We start from the raw sequence: 15,750 nt of genomic DNA on the forward strand, positions 1-15,750 counted from the left end.
TCCTCGCTTTCGTTGGGTTACAGGATTGCGGCGGCCATCAGGACGGCGCCAAGGGCGAAACCGGCAAGACAAGCAAGAATATGCTGGCGGCGGGTGAAACCTTTCGGCTCGGGCTTAAGAGCGCCCGCATAGCTGAAGGTTGGAAGGCTATAGTCGATCATTTGGATTGTTCTCCTCTGTTGGTAGGTGAATCCTCACACATCTATTTTTAGTTGTAAACACTATTTCGCACATTTTTTAGTTGCGGCTTACTTAAAGTTGGGTCAGGATTCTTTCAGCGCCGGAGACGGTGCCAAAACCAACGAAAGCATCCATCCATGACCACGAAATCCGACACGGCGGCCGCCAACGCTTCCGTGACAGAAGCCCTTATTAATGTGCAGGCCCACCTAGACCCGCTCCGAGCAAACGCCACCAGTCACCACGGTAAATTCGCCAACCTTCAGGGCGTCATGGAGCTTTTGAAGCCGCATCTTGAGCGGAATCATCTCGCTATCATCCAGCGGCCTGTTGCCAGCGCGTCGGGTAGCTGCACCCTCGAAACGATCCTGCGCCATGCCCAGACCGGAGAGGAAATCACCAGCACGATTACTATTCCAACCCAGCGCCAGAACGACCCACAGGCTTACGGCGCCGCAATGACCTACGGGCGTCGCTACTCCTTACTCTGCCTTTTTGGCATGGTGACAGAGGACGATAACGGAGACTCCTCCTCCTACACGCTGGAGAAGCTGCTCCGGGAGCTTTCCGCCGCAACCAGCCTTGACGAGTTGCAGGCCATCAAGAACCGCCACTTCGATAACAACCTGTTGGCTGATCGCTTCTGGAACGGTGTCTACAAGATCCTGCATGACAAGAAATACGCCACGCTCTCTGCAATTTCTCAGGTGTCGGAATGACGCCCTCGCAGCTCCAGCGTCTGCGTGACATCGAGGCGGAGCAGATCCGCGTTTTCCGCCTCTTCATGGCGCACCCGGAGCTTCGACAGGATTTCATCCGAATTCTTGCGACCCTGAAGGCCGAGGAAAGAAAGGTCACTGAAGAAGCGCCGTACATTCCTCCGGAACCCCCGCAGAAGAAGGGCTATGCGCATCGGACGCCAAACCCTGCCCGCGCTCCGTACTTCCAGCCGGGCAGAGCCTAGAGCTGCGCCAGAGTGGCTTCCAGCAGTTCACGCTGGGAGCCATATTTTTGCTCCCACGGCTTCTTGCCCATCAGATGTATGGCGTTTCGGGAATGCTGGTGGTGAGCCTCGCAAAGCGGGATCGCCTCTTGATCTTTCGCCTTCTGCCCCATCCCTCGCCATTCAATACCGATCGGGTGGTGACAGGTTGTGCGGCCGGAACATTCATGGCCCCATTCCGACGCCACCGCGCACCGCAATTGAGCGACACGAGCTAGATGGTCGGGGTTCTTCTTCACCCTTAGATTCTGAGGCTGAATGCCTATCGCAGTCAATCTGGACGAGAATCGGCCGCCATGCATAATGCGGCTTCCGGTTGGGGCGCATCTTATGAATATTGCACGTGGTCTTCTAAGGCTGTGGGTTGTGGTGAGCGGGCTGTGGGCGATTTTTGCCGTCATTCTGGCGTATGAAGGTATCGCACACCCCTACGTCACCGGACGTGGCTACTATGTACCCAAGGACATCTCATTCGCCCGCCAGCAGGCCGAGATTGAGAAGAGAGCCGCGCAAAACGCCTGGTCGAACTACAAGATCAATACGCCGGACGGATTTACCTATTCCATGACCGGCTCATCAGGCGATGACGCAGCGAAGCGCGTGATGGCAGCTATCGGCACCATAAATTTCGCGAAGGAGCCGGTGATGGTGGAGCGTTACACGGACGACTACCGCCTGCTTGAGGAGGGTGTGACCCGTGGAGTAACCGAGCAGATCGACCTCAGCTTGCCGGACAGCGTTCTTTTCGTCGGAAAAAGTGAACCCCAAGACGTCAAGACGAAGCAAGCCAAGGAAGTTTATGAGCTGGCCTCGAAAGCCCGTGCGTTGGTCGTGAGCAAGAAGCGGTCAGAAGCAATTACAGGTGCTCTCGAACTCGCGCTCCTCCCGCCACTGGTGGTGTTTGTGCTGGGATATCTTCTGCTATGGGTTGGACGAGGCTTTCGCGCCCGCTGATCGTTTGTTCCAGCGGTTCCAGTTCAGCCCCTTCCCCCGCTCTTTCGGGTCGAACCACTCCCCGCCGAAACGATCCAGAAAAGCTTGAGCCCCTGCCTTGGTGGCAAAGCAATGGACGTTGTAGTGCCGGTCATCGTGGAAGATCGAGTGCCCACGAACGCATCGCATGAGCTTCTGCTTCTCGCAGAATTCCATCTGCTCAGCGTAGAGTTTGCCGGAGGACAGCTCCTGCGGCTGGATGATTTGGAAGGGCCATCCACGGTCGATGGCTGACGGAGTGAGTTCACCTTTGCGCCTATTCATGGGCGCTTATGTTCCCTATCCGTTCACGGTCGTCAAGTGCTTGGGCGGCCCTTCCTCGCTCTTATCGAAGCGGCTTTTGAAGCCAATTTGGCGCGCTTGTCGTCCAAGAGTTCTTCTAGGGTCGCCTCTAGCAATTCGTAGCAATCCAGCAGATCAGACAGATCAACCACCCCTTCGTGGCTACCGACGTTTCCCACCTCACGCAGAGCCTGCAAGGCGTCTCCATGTCCCGGCTTTATCTTGTCAAGCTCGTCAATCCGGTCCATCAGGTTCATGTCAACGAGGTTGCCCTTTTTCCCAGTCCGTTGCCGAGGTACGCTCAATTGGTCGAGCAGGGTTTCCACCACGATCCTAACACGGTTCGCGCACGATCCGAGATCGACCCAAAACAACTCAAATGATTTCAGCAGGTGGCCAGCGGGACGCTCTGCGAGAGCTTCCGAAAAACTGATTATAGGTGGCGCAGGCATTATTGCGCGCACCGTCAGCTTTAGATCCTCGTCAACGATAGGATCGCGGTTGTAGTCTGTACCCACGTAATCGTATTGCACGCGGAAGTCACCGGTGACGGATACGACCTCTCCGCAGTTTTCCATTTGGCAAACCATGAAGGCATGGAAAATCCCCGCGCCCATATCATGCAGTTCCGCCTCCCTATACTGCTGATGAAGGTAATGTGGCGTTTTTCGGCTGATGCCCTTTTTCGTTAGCGCCAATCTGCCCGTATTGCAGTGCGGGCAGATAAATGCCGGGAGTTTTTGCTCGTATTCCTCAAGCCAGAGATTCTGCTCCACCATTCCCTCGAATCTTGCGTGTAACTCATTCCGCAATGCACCTTCCTCGGTATTAAAATCAAGACCTAAGTCAGCAACCCAAGTTGACGACGCCGTTCCTCCACCATCAGCCGGTCGCGCTCCCTATTGCGACGCTGAGCTTCATCGATACGGCGTTGTGTCGCTTCGAGATCGGCTGGCGATGCCGCCGATTGCTCCCCAGCAATGGCGTCATTCCACCCTTCCCTGTTAAGCCAGGTCGTCGGGTGCGGAATGAAGCGGCCGCTGTCCTTCGTCCATTGGTCCGATGCCTTCCAGCACTTGAGGCCGGCCATGACTGCATCGAAATCCGGCTTTAAGCGGTTCCAGACGGCGAGCGCCTTCGGCTTGCCAACCTTGTTCGGATAAGCAGCCCAGAATTCATCGAATCCCGACGCCGCCCCCTTGGGGGCTTTGGGGGTGTATGTCTTTTTCAATTCAGTATTATTATCATCAGTATTATTAGTAGGCGATTTTCCGGCGACGGCTTCTCCATCGACGGATGAACCGTTGACGGGTTTCCCGTCCACGGACAAGCACCAGTCGATGTGGCTGAAGACGCCTTTTTCATCGCGCACCTGCACCTTCGTCAGCCATCCAGCCCTCACTAGTTCCATGATCCCCGATCGGAAGGCTTCGCGCCCGTCAGCGCTTTCTTTGATGAGAGCCTCCTCCACGTAGACCCAGTTATCCGGTTTGGCGAACAGAAGGCAGTAGAGGCCTTTTGCTTTGAGGCTAAGGGCGGCGGATCGGATAAGCGCGTTCGGCACCATCGTGAAGCCGTTGGGTGGCTTGCGTAACTTATTCACAGTGAACCTCCCCGCCAAATAGAGGAAGTGGCTGCACCCTTCGCTTTGCAATATCGAAGTATCCGGCTTCGCGCTCGATACCTATAAACCTATACCCCTCCGACAACGCTGCCTTCCCCGTTGTTCCACTACCCATGAACGGGTCGAGGATCACTCCGCCTGCAGGTGTCACGAGGCGGCATAGGTAGCGCATAAGCTCGGTTGGCTTTACGGTCGGGTGAATGTTCTTTGACAACACAATCCGGTTTAGTCCTACCGCTTGCCCTCCACCATACTCTTGACCAGCTTCTACGGCCTTTTGAGCGCCGCCACTTCTACCGGTCGTTTTTCTCTCAAGATCGTCAAGACCTTCTTCCCGGTCTGACTTGCTGACTTTAGGGCAATAGAAAAACCGTCCGGCGCTCGTGTCTGTCTCCTTCCTCCGGTTAAACGGTTGCCGGCATGCAAACTCACCATAGACTCCATTCGTAAGGTTGCTAGGTTCGGCGCCAGTGATGTCGGCTTGCTGACCCGCTGCATCAGGAAATTCGTCTAAGACCTCCCTACTCCCATCGTGGATGAAGTTTGCTGGCCAACGGCCTTCGGCTGTTCTGCAGGCGTCAATATTTATAAACCCCGTGCCGTGTAATTCGACATTCCGTTTTACTGTGCCCTTGAACGGTTTTCGCGCCACGACGATCGGTTCGTGCGCAGGCTTCAAAGCTGTGCCTCGACCGCCTCCCAGATTGAGATTCTTGGGAAATCCGCTCCCAAACACCCACATTATTTGATCGCGTATCTCAAAACCCGCATCTTCTATTCCTACCGTCATGCGGTGATAAGTTCTGGGGCTTGCAAAGCTGATTAGATGACCGCCTGGCTTAAGCACCCGCAGCGCCTTCTCCGCCCATTCCTGTGTCCATTTCTGGAAATGCATCATCCCTGTCGCGCTGAGATCATAAGTGCCTGCGGCAAACGCCGCGCCGTCGTGACGGGCAAAACCGTCGTTTCTCTCGGTGGTTTTTCTAAGCTTGGATTGCATGGTGCGTACGATGTCGTCGCCATCCCATGCCTTTCCCATGAAGGAGATCCCATAAGGAGGATCTGTAACTACAGCGTCAACGCTGCATTCTGCTAGTTGACTGAGTATTTCGAGACTGTCGCCTTGGATGAGGCGGGCGACTACCGATTGTGTGGAGCCCACATACCGATGCTTTCATTCGTTTATGTCCACCGATGCGAAATTTTGGACTGGGGCACGGGCATCGGACCGCACCCCTTGCAAACAGGATGATTCAGAGACAACATCACCGCAACTAAAAGTTATCCCCAGCCTGCCGGTGACAGATGGACTACGAAGACCCGACGAAAGCAAGAATTGCCCGAGATGACGCAGAGCGGGCGAAAAGGAAAAAGCCCCCGCAAAAGCAAAACGTCGCAAAAGGCCACGCCAAGGTTGCTTTCAGGGAAGCTTCGGGCAAGGGCAAGAAAGGGCCGGTTAAGACGACTGCCGCAGGCTACCGCGCTGCCGCCGCCAATCCCCGGCGCGTAAAGTAGCCTTACTTTCGGATCGTATCCGTCAGCGCGTAGTAGATGTGCCACCACGGGCTTACCCGCGTCTCGGTCTCATCTAGGCACTTTTCTTTTTGCAGTCGGACAACAGGCGTGTTCTCGACGCCGTATTGCTCACAGTAGCCCAGCAAAGAAGCGTAATGGAACCGTTCGAGCCTGACGACGGTCACGCCGAGCCAGACATTCAGCACCACGGACAGCAACAGCAAAATCGTTCGCATCGGTCCCTCCCTCGATGCCGGACCATGCCTGATTCTCCTATGCGCCGCTAATCCCCGATAAGCGACGAACTAAACTTTGACGTGTGGATAGATCCGTCTCATGATTCAGCTGCAACCATCTAGGAGGCGCATCATGGAAACTTCCCGCGCGGTTCTCCGCGACGATATTGAGGCTCAATTTGAGCTTCCCAACCTTCCCCCGCCTATGACTGTCCGGCGTGCCAAGGATTACGGCTTTAACGCCCATCCGCCTTGCAAACGCTGCCAGCGCGAATGCGGTTTCTGCGCCGACTGGCGCCGAGACAACCAGTAGAGAAAGGAGGTGTGGGACCCGCTGTCCGATGACGGGATAGCTTAGTGGTTTTATCTCGGCTTGGGAGTGCCGTTACCCAACAGTCATATTAAGCCCCGCAGTTATTTGTTGCGGGGCTTCATAAGTTAAATCTAAAATAAGTAAGGCCGCGTTCGCGCGCGACCATTTCAAACCAAGTAAGTTAGTACAAGGGATGCAAAACGAGACTATCCAATGGCGATCAATACCGCAATACTCCCGATATGAAGTAAGCAATACCGGCCTAGTTCGGGCTATCAATTCCTGCAACCGGCACGGCCCAAATTTTATCCTTAAACCATGCCGTCAACTTCGTTACGGCTACCTCCGCTATAGAGTTATTGATGACAACGGCAAACGCCATTGTGTGTATCTCCACTACCTAGTGGTTCGAGCATTTCATGGTCCCAAGCCGTTTAACGCGGCGGTGACACGTCACCTAGACGGAGATCCCCTCAACAATTCGCCCGACAATTTAATATGGGGGACGCATCGAGAAAATATGCATGACGCCATACGCCACGGCACATTTGCTTTCCGAAACCTCAGCTCAGGCGTGGGATTAGCTTATCAGTTCAAAGAATATTGGTGCGGGCTAAGGCGGCTTGGTTGGAAGAACGTGGAGATTGCCAAACTGTATGACTGTCATCCGACGCTTGTCTCACAGGCAATTCTGGGTAAAACTTGAGTATTACAATTCACGTTTAAGTTGAAATGCTATCACCTAGATTTACTAGGATGATATTAACTTACCCTTCCTCACCGGCCTGCATTCAGCAACCTGCCTGAGCAACTGGCACGAGGCGACAAAGGCTCAAGACTGCCAACAGGTAGGCGACCGTTACCCTGACCCTCAGGTTAGTGCGTGGCTTAAGTAACGGTCTGCTGGCGTCTTACGGAGCTGACGTTAACCGCTCCGACCAAATCCACCTGTCCAGACCGTCTGCGCATCCTCCCAAGCGCGTAGCCGGTAACTCGGCCCCCTGTTCAACGGCATTGCAGGGGGCCGCTTTTTTTGGAGCAACACCATGATTATCGAGCTTTATGCCTCTGGCACTCAGGTGCCAGCGCTATACGACGCGTTCATTGATAGAGAGGGGAACCTCTACGGGATGAACCCGCAGCCACCGGAACTGCACGATATCATGCAGGTGGTTGTTGATGGCGACGGAGGATATCTGACGCAAGACCAAAAGGACTGCATCGACTTCCTCATCAAGATCAACCGCGTCACCAGCGTTCATGTCTATGAAGGTGACGTCTTTGTTTCCCACGCCGTTCATCAATCATGAGCCCTCTCCGGAGGGCTTTTATTTTGGCGCCCGCGCAGCCGAGATATCCACACGGTACTCCATTCCACGAAGCGTCTCCGCTACCGCGTTGGCTGCTTTCCAGTTTCTGTCATTAAACGACACGGAATAGAGCACGAAGGCCGGATTTTCCTCAAGAGTTGAAAACGACTCGAAGTGCGTCTCCATCGCCCGCCGTGCATCAGCAAGTAGGTGGGCGGCCGACTGAATGTCCGAAAGAACTTTTATCGCGATCTCGTCGCGAGAAAAGTGATAGGTCATCGCGGAACCACCAGCCCATCGCGTAGGTTTCTGGGGTGGGCGCCGCAGAGCCTCCACCACCCCCGACGAAAACATCGCAACAGGATTATCTGCCCGTTCGAGCAGCGCGAGCCGGGCATTGATGCTCTCCATCTGCTCCTGCATCACCTTTTCGGCAGGCGTCGCCGACTTCTCGAATTCGACCTTACCGCGCGAGAACGTAACCGGGTTATCAACCTCGTGATCCTCTTTCGTGGCCTCCACCACAGCAGCAAGCAACGCAGCGCGGGCCGCTCGAATGTCGGCAGGCTTCCGGCGCGAGAACTTGATGGAGCGGAATGGGGCGATGTCGAACGGTATCCGCTGGCCTTCGAGATGCATGTGGATGATCGGCTTTTGGATCGTGTGACGAATGCCGATTTCATAGAAGGCGTTCGGGTTGAGCGTGGTCAGGTCGGCAATGACCAACTCGGCATCCAGCAACGAGGTGATGACCTGTGACGTGATTTGGCCAGGATTGGAGATCTTGTCCGCGCGGGTAACGTCGAACTCCTTGAAATGCTCTTCAAAGACAGGTGTGATGATGTCTTCCAGCAGCCAGTCGGCGTGGATACGGTCTTCGCTGTCATCGTCACCGATCGGGCCGACGACAAAGCACATTTTCTTCTTGGCAGCCTTGCTGGCCATGAGTCTCCCCAACTTCTGATAAGTCTATCTCTAGCAACCATTCAGGGAGTTACAAGCGCCCGGATTGCATCCTCCCCGCGTCTTTTTTCTTTGACGGATAGAGCAGGATAAGCGAGATTCAAGATGCACTGCGGCGCTGAAAGTAGGAAGCGCTCAGGCGTGACGAGCGGCCCACAAGCCAAACCTGCAAAGGAGCTGAGTGGAACGAGCCTCTGCCAGCACGCTTTTACCTGGACGACAGCCGGAGTAACGCCCGGCCAGTGCATTCGGAAGTATGGCAGACCGGCAATGCAGCACCTTGCTAAGGTGTGGGGGTAAAACCTCAGTAGGTTTGATTCCTACTGCTTCCGCCACGGAGGGTCGCATTGGCGTGCTTATCGGTCTTGAAAACCGTGATGTCTCATAGACGTGAGAGTTCGACTCCCTCACCCTCCGCCAGATTATCCGCTAGGCTCGTAGGCGAGCATGTATCGCCCCTCCGGGGGCTTTTTTATTGACCACGCGGCCTATCAGCCCCTCCCACGACCGCCCAAGTGCGCGGTAGATGCGAGGCGACGGCGTGCCCCTATTGAGAGTCGAGCCAGATTCTGCCCTACCTCGAATTGTGCCAAAAAGAGTCCGGCCCGAGGGGGATTCGCCGGACGCCATCCTTCGCTAAGTTGGGGATTCACGCCAATTTCGGGGATGCCGATGAAGGTAGAATTCCACAAATCCGGGCCGGATGCTCCCTCCCGGTATCATTTCAAGGTCACGGCAAGTCGCGTAATGCCCAGCCTTCCTATTCAGTCGGACACTGACACCATTGTTGTGCTGCTGGATGACAGCAAAAGGCCATACAGCGAGCGCGAGCTGGAGATTATCACGCGCATCATCACCGCCCTCAGCATCTCAGGGGCCACGCCCCATGATCGCTGACGTGCCCATGCGTCTGGACTTCTACAAGCAGCATGTCAGGAGCCCGCGCTACTTCGATATCCTGATGAACGCGAACGGCAGTCTGGCCGTCATCAATCCCATGGCGATGAAAACCCATAAGCTGGTGATCGTGTTGGAAGCGGCAAAGCCTGTGACGCCATCGCCTCAGCAGATCGTCTCAATTTACGCGATGATAAGCCGGTACGGCTGGTGCGAGGTGGCGTTCTATGGGCTTGATTTATAAGTATACTTAAAATAGTTCATTTTTATATTTACAACCTGAAATAGTTGTGTGAAAGTATTCTCACCAACGAAAGTAATCCATCATGTACAGCCCCGACTTTGCCGATCGCGATACTCGTAATCCGGCCAACTATTCCGATTCCAAGCGCTACGGCGTCTGCGACTATAAAGCCCGCAATGGCGTGGCCATCATCCATGACGTTCTGGACGAGAAGTTCGACACCGAGGCTGAAGCCAAAGCTGCCCTTCTCGCTATCAAGGACTTCAAGGGCGAGGAGTTGACGGTCGTCGAGTTTCAGGAGGACGGCGACGAGATGTGCGTTTTCTCAGGCGTCTGGGATGAAGACCGATACGTGGAGGCGTAAGATGGACCTTAAGCTTCACCCAATCACAGAACCCTGCTGGGATGGCGACGAAAAGCTTGCCATCCTCAAAGACGGCAGGATTCTTCAGGTCCGCGACGATGGCACGCATTTCTATCCTTTGGCCGGTGGTAGCGCGATTTCCCGCTCTTCCTTTATCGGATGGGTTAGTTCGCAGGATCTCCGCAAGTTGGTAACAGCGAAAGCTTCCTAACCATGGAACCCTCTCAACTGTCCTTCATCGACCTTGTGACGGTGAAACCAGTTGAGCCACCCAAGCTGCCATCCCCGTGGTAGCTGATGGCTGAAGGACTGAAACGCGATCGCATGGGCCGCGACGACCGCACCGAGTTCCTTGAGGAGCTGGTGCGAAGAATGAACCAACGAAAGTAAGAGAAGTGGAACGCGTTACAGAGATTAAAGACTTACACCAGCTTCCATTCCGACCGGAGGCGCGACTACCGCACCCCACCAAGCTGCACGAATGGAGCGGGCTTTATGAGATTGATGCTGACAGAGGATGTTTTATCGTTCTGTCTATGAAATCCCCAGCCCCAGCCCTCTCCCACCAGAAGCAGGAGGGCTAGGCGATGACCAAACCAATGCATATTTTCAAGGCCGCGTTATCGGGACGATACTATGCAACCCGATCTTACAAAGTGCATAACGCAGAGAAGGGGCTTTACGAAGTAACCGGTGCCAAGGAAGACGTAACCGAGCAGATTATGACTATCATTGCTTCAGCACGCGCCGAAGGCTTTAAATCTGGTCAGGAAGCAATGCGCGAGCGGGTGGCGCAGTGGAAGACCTCTCAGCTCCAGCAACTAGAGCCCGACTCAACGAATCCATATTGGGAGCGGGATTTTTTCCAACGGAGAGCGGCCATCCAAGCAAATGAACGCGAGGCAAATGCAATCCGCACCCTTTCAATAGAGGAGCCGCCCGCCAGTTGATTCCGCCCACCGCTCGGCTACCATCCCCCGCAACTCACGGGGGATTTTCATGCGCGCGATTCTCGCCATTTCGCTTTTCGCCATGGCAGGCACGGCTCAGGCTGGCTTCTATACCGGCAATGATCTTCACGAGCTGTGTAAGGCAGATCAACCGGCAGTTCTAGGCTACGTGGCGGGCGTCATCGACAAGAGCGGATACGACCTTCAAGTTCTCGAAGCCCTTGATAATGCGCCAGCAGGCGACATTCCCACTTTCTCACGGAAATACCGGATGGGCGGCTTTATCTGCTATCCGGACGGAATGGTTCTGCGCCAAGCGCGGGATATCTTTTGCAAGTATCTCGCCGATCATCCCGAAAGCCGTCAAAAGGGTGCCGAGGGGCTGGTGCAGGCTGCGCTGTACGATGCATGGCCCTGCAAATAGCAGAAAAGCGCATTGCGGAGGGAAAGCCGCTTTGCGCTTAAGGTGCCGATTGGAGGTCGGGATTTACTGGCGCGTAGCTGGCGCTCTACCGAACGCCACCTTGTGCAATTCCGGGCAATTTGGCTGCATCTCCATACCTCGCCATGCGCTGGAATGCCCTGTAATGCAGGCTAACCGCCTTCCTTCGTAATGATGGGGTCACGTGTTCGAGTCACGTAAGCGGCACCATTTCCTTTCAGATTTGATGTTGCAGAGGCAGTGCGCCAAAGTAGGGTATTGCTTCGACGCTGTTCCAGTCGAGGGTGCAGCCCTTGCGGCGGAGCCCGCCTGCTTGCGGGTAAGATCTCAGAACCTCATAATCATCCTCGGTCATCAATAGACTCGCTGGGTCCCGATCCGGAAAGCGGCGGCGCAGGTATAACCCCGTTATCTTTTGAACCGCCTCAAAACTTCATGAAGAATAAGAAAAGAACACATGCTGATCCAGCCGCCCCAAAGGCAAATCATATAAAACGAGCTAAATCTAAAATTGCCAAATAACTCGGTCGCGCCTCGGCACTTCGCGTTGGTACATGTCGTGATCTGACCCATGCCATAGGCAGCGAGCGCAACGAGAGCCAGACCTGAAAGCGCAATGCCTAACGCCTTGGCGGTTGAAACCTGTGGGTCAGGTTTGCGTTAATCTGGCGTGAGTAGAAGAAATAGATTGCTAAACAGGCGCACGGAAGGGCCGTCGCCAGCGAGGCCGACAGCATTGAAGCGGGCGTCTGATCTACCAGGATCGAGAAAACATTCGCCCAGATATAAGCAAAAATAGGGACGCAAAGCAGTGACGTCTCCCAGCTTTTTGGGCCAGGTTTATAGAACTCTTGAAAAACAATGACGAAATGCGACGCCAGCGCGAACAGCGATGGAAGCAGAGGGAACTCCCATCGTAAAATAAGCAATCTCAACAATCTAAAACCTACCTGGCACTCCTGCCGAAGACAAAGCTACGATGCATTGCGCTTCATCTAAAAGAAGCAACTCTCCACGGTCCAGGAGCCCCCCTGAATTTTCAGGCATGCATAGCCTTGTGGTCCGGCAAGCCGTTATCTCGGCTCATGCTTGTCACACCTCCACGCAAGCGCTCCCAGAATCTTTTCTATTCAGAGGTCATAGCTTTTTCCCACGCTCGTTGAAGCCGGTTCCCACTTTCTCGACGTAGACACGTGATTGCTGTTGGGCGGTAGCACATTTAAGTCTCACACAATCCTTCTGAAATAGGCACCGGCTAGACCATGGGGGTACCGATGCCGAAGATGCTTGCATACTCATATCTGCGACCATGCATACGGATAATTCTTGCGCTGATGCTTTCCTTCCCAGGTGTGGCAGCCGCTACGCCTCCATGTCGTGACAACACGTTTGCGAAGGCCAAGCTCGTGGTTGAGGCACGCGTGATATCGTTCTCGATCGGAGAGTCCGGCCTGCTGTTGCCTCCGGACTATCCGGATCGAATGATACGGATCGATCTGGAGATTAAAAGGGTCATCAAAGGCACCTTCGCCGGCAAGAAGGCGACATTGTATGGTTTTCCGTTTCCCCCTCCGGATAGGTTATGGGAGCTTAGCATGATGGCTTTGATAGGTGGTCTGGGCGGCCAAGATACGTTTGAGTGGGAACTTTCAGCCAACAAAATAGACGGCGCCGTGTCCTTTTATTCATTGAACAATTGTAACTATTCCAAATTCCCCGCTGACGTTTCACGGTGGCCGCAGCCTTGATATCCATCAGCGCCGGCGAGAACCCGGTCGAAGTCCTGGTGTCCTACGGCCGAAAAATTGCCGAAGCCGCCCGTGCCGAACGACTTGGCAAGCCATACGCCAAGACGGCTCACTCAAAGCTTCAACGGCTTGAGTACTTCTTCACGCAAGGCCAGGCTTTCATCTGCATGCGATCAAACGAGAATAGGCTTGGCAATTAGAGCATTTCCGTTTTTCTCGAATCATGAAAATATCGTTTTATTTTTGCGCAATTCCGGACGCAAAACCGCTCCACACATTTGCTGGAAATCGCTCAAGGAGGATTTATGAGGATATCGCTTCTGAGTATCGTTCTTTTCACCTTTACCATGTCCCCGGCCCAGGCGAAGGATTTCCCGCTCGCTTCATGTGCTGGATGGAACGGAACGCTTGTCAGCAGGACCGGCACCAATTCAAGCACCGCAGTCATGGAAGGGAACGTCAATCAGGCCAACTTCCAGGAATATTGCGAGCGAGATCCGGGAGGCGAGACGACCACACACGGAGGGAAACTGACCGTAGAGCAGTGCGTGGCGATGTACATGAAAGAAAATGGGAAAGACACTTACCGTTCCACCGCCAATTGCCGCAAGGGCACCCTGTCCTTCTTTCCTCCTGGCGGAGAACCGCTGCGCGTCACTTTTCCATTACCGGAGGATGCAGATGTGTCGTGCGCCTCAGGCATGCCGCCGCTGATCGAGCAGTTCACGATGCTCTGCCCTCAGGCGGCACGAAAGTTTAAAATGATCGATGGCGAGTGACAGGATGGCCGCTTCGGCACTGCCGACGGATTCGCATTTGCTCCTCGACCCGTAGTTTTGGCCGGTATAGCGGCGCAGCCGCTGGAGGCGCGGTGGAGCAACCCATCCGTTGATGATCGCGCCGGCGGCTCTAGGTCGCCACCTGCCTCGGCTGTGTCAGGCGCCGGCCAACCGTCTGGCCGGGCAACTCAATGAACTTGTAGCCCATAAAGGACAAGACATAGACGATCGGGATGGTGACGATCAGCGTCATTAGCCAGCGAGCGGGATTGCTGAGGTCGGTATTTCCGATCAGCCAGGCGATGACCGGCTGCATGATGAGCAGGTGAATGAGATAGGCCCCGAAGGAAAGTTCCCCGAGGTTTCGGAAGAAGCTGTTGCCGAGCACGGAATTGACCGAGCGCGAATAATGGCCGGCGGAACCCGGAAAACGATCGGCGTGGACCAGGACAAAGAACAGCACCACGATCCCCACGCGCACAGTTTCGTGCAGCACGGTCACGTCGCCGCCCAGAGGGATAAGGACCAGCAAAGCCGAAATCGCGAAAGCCAGGTAAGCTCTGCCCTGCGGCATCCATAGTGCACCCGCCAGCAGCATGCCGGCGGCGAAGATGTGCATTTTCATCGGCAGGAATGACGGCATTGGGAAGCGAAAGCCCAGGTGATGGACCACCCAGGCGGCGATGACGGCCAAGCCGACGGTGACGAGCATGCCCTTTAGCCAACCCAACCGCCCGAGAACGATCATGATGAAGGGCAAGGCCGCATAAAACTGCATTTCCAGGCCGATGCTCCAATCGGGAAGCGCGGTGCGGAAAGCATGGGCCGGCGACAAGCCGAACAGGAAGGAGAGATGCATCACGTAGTTGGTCAGGCTGTCGTCCAGATAGCGCGATGCGGCTTGCGGCGGATTGCCATTGAAAGCATCGATGACCATTCGAGCCTGATAAATCTCGGGTCCGACAACGAGAGCAATCACCAGCATGACGTAATAGAGCGGTGCGATGCGGAAGAAGCGACGAGCCCAGAAGACCGCCCATGTTTGCGGGCTCTCCCATGGCTCTCTGGCCTTGCGTCGCTGATAGTGGAACACCATCAGGAAGCCCGAGAGCATGATGAACAGGTCGACCCCCAGCTCCGGATCTCCGATAACAGGCACCTTGAAGCCCGTCAGGATATGCGCATGGCCGATCAGCACCCATAGCGCTGCCAAACCACGCAAGCCATCCAGACATTCAATGCGTCTGCCGCCCTTCATCGCGCCCATGAGATACTCCTGTTCATTCGTATCCGCGGGCAGGGTTAGCATCTTCGACGGCAACCGGATAGTGTTAAACGGATTTTTGTGAGCTGTGGCACAACTTGTGCGGGTTGACCACCGATGAAGAACCGTTGGCGTCAGGCCTTCGACTGCGGAATATCCGGACGGAACATGCCGCTCCCGAGCAGGTTTCTCCCTTTGAGACAACAAGGATGGAGAAGACCATGTCCTGCAAACTCATTGCGATATCCCTCCTTTCGATCGGTCTTGCCGGCTCGGCTCTGGCCCAGACGGCGGGTGGGGCGAATTCCAGCGGCCGGCTCTCGGTGGCGCCTGTCATCGGCGGATCGGGCAGTTCGGGCACGGGATCTGCTGGCACCGGCTCCGTCGGCACCGGGTCGGCGGGCACGGGGTCCGTCGGCACCGATCCCGGCACGACCGGCAGCACCACCGGCAATGGCGGCCTCGATCTCAACAGCGGCCGCAGCACGATCAATCCGGGCGGCGTCAATCCGGATCTGCAGCAGGTGCCGGGCTGCACCGCAGGGACCGGTTCGCTCAGCGAAGCCTGCCAGCAGTGAGGACGGGCGACCGCTCGCCTCCCGACGGAGTGAAGGCCCGGTGCGGAACGGCGCCGGGCCTTCGG

General features: G+C 55.4%; 24 protein-coding genes and 2 tRNA genes. 17 read left to right on the forward strand and 9 right to left on the reverse strand.

All coding sequences use genetic code 11. The features are described 5' to 3' along the window. Window positions 1-17 precede the first annotated feature (17 nt). Window positions 18-161, reverse strand: coding sequence for a hypothetical protein (locus ACQ7C1_RS28655; protein WP_430960722.1), 144 nt, complete (start codon window positions 159-161; stop codon window positions 18-20). Window positions 162-317: 156 nt separating this feature from the next. Between ACQ7C1_RS28655 and ACQ7C1_RS28660 the strand changes: the two genes are divergently transcribed. Further along, window positions 318-899, forward strand: a complete 582-nt coding sequence (locus tag ACQ7C1_RS28660) for an ERF family protein (RefSeq protein ID WP_430960723.1) — start codon at window positions 318-320, stop codon at window positions 897-899. Then, window positions 896-1,144: a hypothetical protein gene (locus ACQ7C1_RS28665; RefSeq protein ID WP_430960724.1), complete on the forward strand. Its 249-nt coding sequence runs from the start codon at window positions 896-898 to the stop codon at window positions 1,142-1,144. The genes ACQ7C1_RS28660 and ACQ7C1_RS28665 overlap by 4 nt, the downstream gene beginning before the upstream one ends. On the opposite strand, the gene ACQ7C1_RS28670 is transcribed toward ACQ7C1_RS28665, so the two are convergent. Continuing rightward, a complete protein-coding gene (locus ACQ7C1_RS28670; protein WP_430960725.1) occupies window positions 1,141-1,422 on the reverse strand; it encodes a hypothetical protein in 282 nt (93 codons plus the stop codon). The genes ACQ7C1_RS28665 and ACQ7C1_RS28670 overlap by 4 nt on opposite strands. A 91-nt stretch (window positions 1,423-1,513) precedes the next feature. Here ACQ7C1_RS28670 and ACQ7C1_RS28675 point away from each other — a divergent pair, with 91 nt between their 5' ends. Continuing rightward, entirely contained in the window at window positions 1,514-2,137 is a 624-nt protein-coding gene (locus ACQ7C1_RS28675; RefSeq protein ID WP_430960726.1) for a hypothetical protein, read from the forward strand. On the opposite strand, the gene ACQ7C1_RS28680 is transcribed toward ACQ7C1_RS28675, so the two are convergent. The 4 genes from ACQ7C1_RS28680 to ACQ7C1_RS28695 all read right to left on the reverse strand — a co-directional run bounded on the left by ACQ7C1_RS28680 (window position 2,105) and on the right by ACQ7C1_RS28695 (window position 5,244). After that, window positions 2,105-2,440, reverse strand: coding sequence for a hypothetical protein (locus tag ACQ7C1_RS28680; RefSeq protein ID WP_430960727.1), 336 nt, complete (start codon window positions 2,438-2,440; stop codon window positions 2,105-2,107). The two genes, ACQ7C1_RS28675 and ACQ7C1_RS28680, sit on opposite strands and share 33 nt — an antisense overlap. 32 nt (window positions 2,441-2,472) lie before the next feature. Continuing rightward, window positions 2,473-3,237 (reverse strand): DUF4145 domain-containing protein, encoded by a 765-nt coding sequence (locus ACQ7C1_RS28685; protein ID WP_430960728.1) that lies wholly within the window; start codon window positions 3,235-3,237, stop codon window positions 2,473-2,475. Between the two features lie 62 nt (window positions 3,238-3,299). Further along, window positions 3,300-4,061: a hypothetical protein gene (locus ACQ7C1_RS28690; protein WP_430960729.1), complete on the reverse strand. Its 762-nt coding sequence runs from the start codon at window positions 4,059-4,061 to the stop codon at window positions 3,300-3,302. Then, entirely contained in the window at window positions 4,054-5,244 is a 1,191-nt protein-coding gene (locus tag ACQ7C1_RS28695) for a DNA-methyltransferase (protein ID WP_430960730.1), read from the reverse strand. Before ACQ7C1_RS28695 ends, ACQ7C1_RS28690 begins: the two co-directional genes overlap by 8 nt. 143 nt (window positions 5,245-5,387) lie before the next feature. On the opposite strand from ACQ7C1_RS28695, the gene ACQ7C1_RS28700 reads away from it, so the two are divergent. Continuing rightward, a complete protein-coding gene (locus ACQ7C1_RS28700; RefSeq protein WP_430960731.1) occupies window positions 5,388-5,597 on the forward strand; it encodes a hypothetical protein in 210 nt (69 codons plus the stop codon). Between the two features lie 2 nt (window positions 5,598-5,599). On the opposite strand, the gene ACQ7C1_RS28705 is transcribed toward ACQ7C1_RS28700, so the two are convergent. Further along, complete coding sequence (locus ACQ7C1_RS28705) at window positions 5,600-5,833, reverse strand: hypothetical protein (protein WP_430960732.1); 234 nt, start codon at window positions 5,831-5,833, stop codon at window positions 5,600-5,602. Between the two features lie 506 nt (window positions 5,834-6,339). Here ACQ7C1_RS28705 and ACQ7C1_RS28710 point away from each other — a divergent pair. Continuing rightward, window positions 6,340-6,852 carry an NUMOD4 motif-containing HNH endonuclease gene (locus tag ACQ7C1_RS28710; protein WP_430960733.1) on the forward strand — a complete coding sequence of 171 codons (513 nt, stop codon included), beginning with the start codon at window positions 6,340-6,342 and terminating at the stop codon, window positions 6,850-6,852. A gap of 340 nt (window positions 6,853-7,192) precedes the next feature. Next, the gene (locus tag ACQ7C1_RS28715) at window positions 7,193-7,456 is read left to right on the forward strand and encodes a hypothetical protein (protein WP_430960734.1); all 264 of its coding nucleotides are present in this window, start codon (window positions 7,193-7,195) and stop codon (window positions 7,454-7,456) included. Window positions 7,457-7,474: 18 nt separating this feature from the next. Here ACQ7C1_RS28715 and ACQ7C1_RS28720 read toward each other — a convergent pair whose 3' ends face one another. After that, window positions 7,475-8,401 carry a hypothetical protein gene (locus ACQ7C1_RS28720; RefSeq protein ID WP_430960735.1) on the reverse strand — a complete coding sequence of 309 codons (927 nt, stop codon included), beginning with the start codon at window positions 8,399-8,401 and terminating at the stop codon, window positions 7,475-7,477. 268 nt (window positions 8,402-8,669) lie between these two features. Between ACQ7C1_RS28720 and ACQ7C1_RS28725 the strand changes: the two genes are divergently transcribed. From ACQ7C1_RS28725 to ACQ7C1_RS28770, 10 genes are all read left to right on the forward strand, one after another. After that, window positions 8,670-8,754 (forward strand) — tRNA-Ser (locus tag ACQ7C1_RS28725). A gap of 1 nt (window position 8,755) precedes the next feature. After that, window positions 8,756-8,839: transfer RNA gene (locus ACQ7C1_RS28730), tRNA-OTHER, on the forward strand. Window positions 8,840-9,091: 252 nt separating this feature from the next. Then, window positions 9,092-9,316 (forward strand): hypothetical protein, encoded by a 225-nt coding sequence (locus ACQ7C1_RS28735; RefSeq protein ID WP_430960736.1) that lies wholly within the window; start codon window positions 9,092-9,094, stop codon window positions 9,314-9,316. Further along, window positions 9,306-9,560: a hypothetical protein gene (locus ACQ7C1_RS28740; protein WP_430960737.1), complete on the forward strand. Its 255-nt coding sequence runs from the start codon at window positions 9,306-9,308 to the stop codon at window positions 9,558-9,560. Before ACQ7C1_RS28735 ends, ACQ7C1_RS28740 begins: the two co-directional genes overlap by 11 nt. 82 nt (window positions 9,561-9,642) lie before the next feature. Then, entirely contained in the window at window positions 9,643-9,924 is a 282-nt protein-coding gene (locus tag ACQ7C1_RS28745; RefSeq protein WP_430960738.1) for a hypothetical protein, read from the forward strand. Between the two features lies 1 nt (window position 9,925). Continuing rightward, window positions 9,926-10,135 carry a hypothetical protein gene (locus ACQ7C1_RS28750; protein ID WP_430960739.1) on the forward strand — a complete coding sequence of 70 codons (210 nt, stop codon included), beginning with the start codon at window positions 9,926-9,928 and terminating at the stop codon, window positions 10,133-10,135. Between the two features lie 376 nt (window positions 10,136-10,511). Further along, complete coding sequence (locus tag ACQ7C1_RS28755) at window positions 10,512-10,874, forward strand: hypothetical protein (protein WP_430960740.1); 363 nt, start codon at window positions 10,512-10,514, stop codon at window positions 10,872-10,874. 49 nt (window positions 10,875-10,923) lie between these two features. Beyond that, on the forward strand, window positions 10,924-11,298 hold the full coding sequence (locus ACQ7C1_RS28760; protein WP_430960741.1) for a Rap1a/Tai family immunity protein: 375 nt from the start codon (window positions 10,924-10,926) through the stop codon (window positions 11,296-11,298). 1,292 nt (window positions 11,299-12,590) lie between these two features. Next, window positions 12,591-13,064, forward strand: coding sequence for a hypothetical protein (locus tag ACQ7C1_RS28765; protein WP_430960742.1), 474 nt, complete (start codon window positions 12,591-12,593; stop codon window positions 13,062-13,064). A gap of 305 nt (window positions 13,065-13,369) precedes the next feature. Continuing rightward, on the forward strand, window positions 13,370-13,843 hold the full coding sequence (locus ACQ7C1_RS28770) for a hypothetical protein (RefSeq protein WP_430960743.1): 474 nt from the start codon (window positions 13,370-13,372) through the stop codon (window positions 13,841-13,843). A 130-nt stretch (window positions 13,844-13,973) separates the two neighbouring features. Here the strand turns inward: ACQ7C1_RS28770 and ACQ7C1_RS28775 are convergent, their stop codons facing one another. Beyond that, the gene (locus ACQ7C1_RS28775) at window positions 13,974-15,110 is read right to left on the reverse strand and encodes an acyltransferase family protein (RefSeq protein ID WP_430960744.1); all 1,137 of its coding nucleotides are present in this window, start codon (window positions 15,108-15,110) and stop codon (window positions 13,974-13,976) included. Window positions 15,111-15,328: 218 nt separating this feature from the next. On the opposite strand from ACQ7C1_RS28775, the gene ACQ7C1_RS28780 reads away from it, so the two are divergent. Further along, entirely contained in the window at window positions 15,329-15,685 is a 357-nt protein-coding gene (locus ACQ7C1_RS28780) for a hypothetical protein (protein WP_246721979.1), read from the forward strand. Window positions 15,686-15,750: the final 65 nt, after the last annotated feature.

The organism is Rhizobium sp. Nf11,1 (genome assembly GCF_050587665.1).
Taxonomy (GTDB): domain Bacteria; phylum Pseudomonadota; class Alphaproteobacteria; order Rhizobiales; family Rhizobiaceae; genus Rhizobium.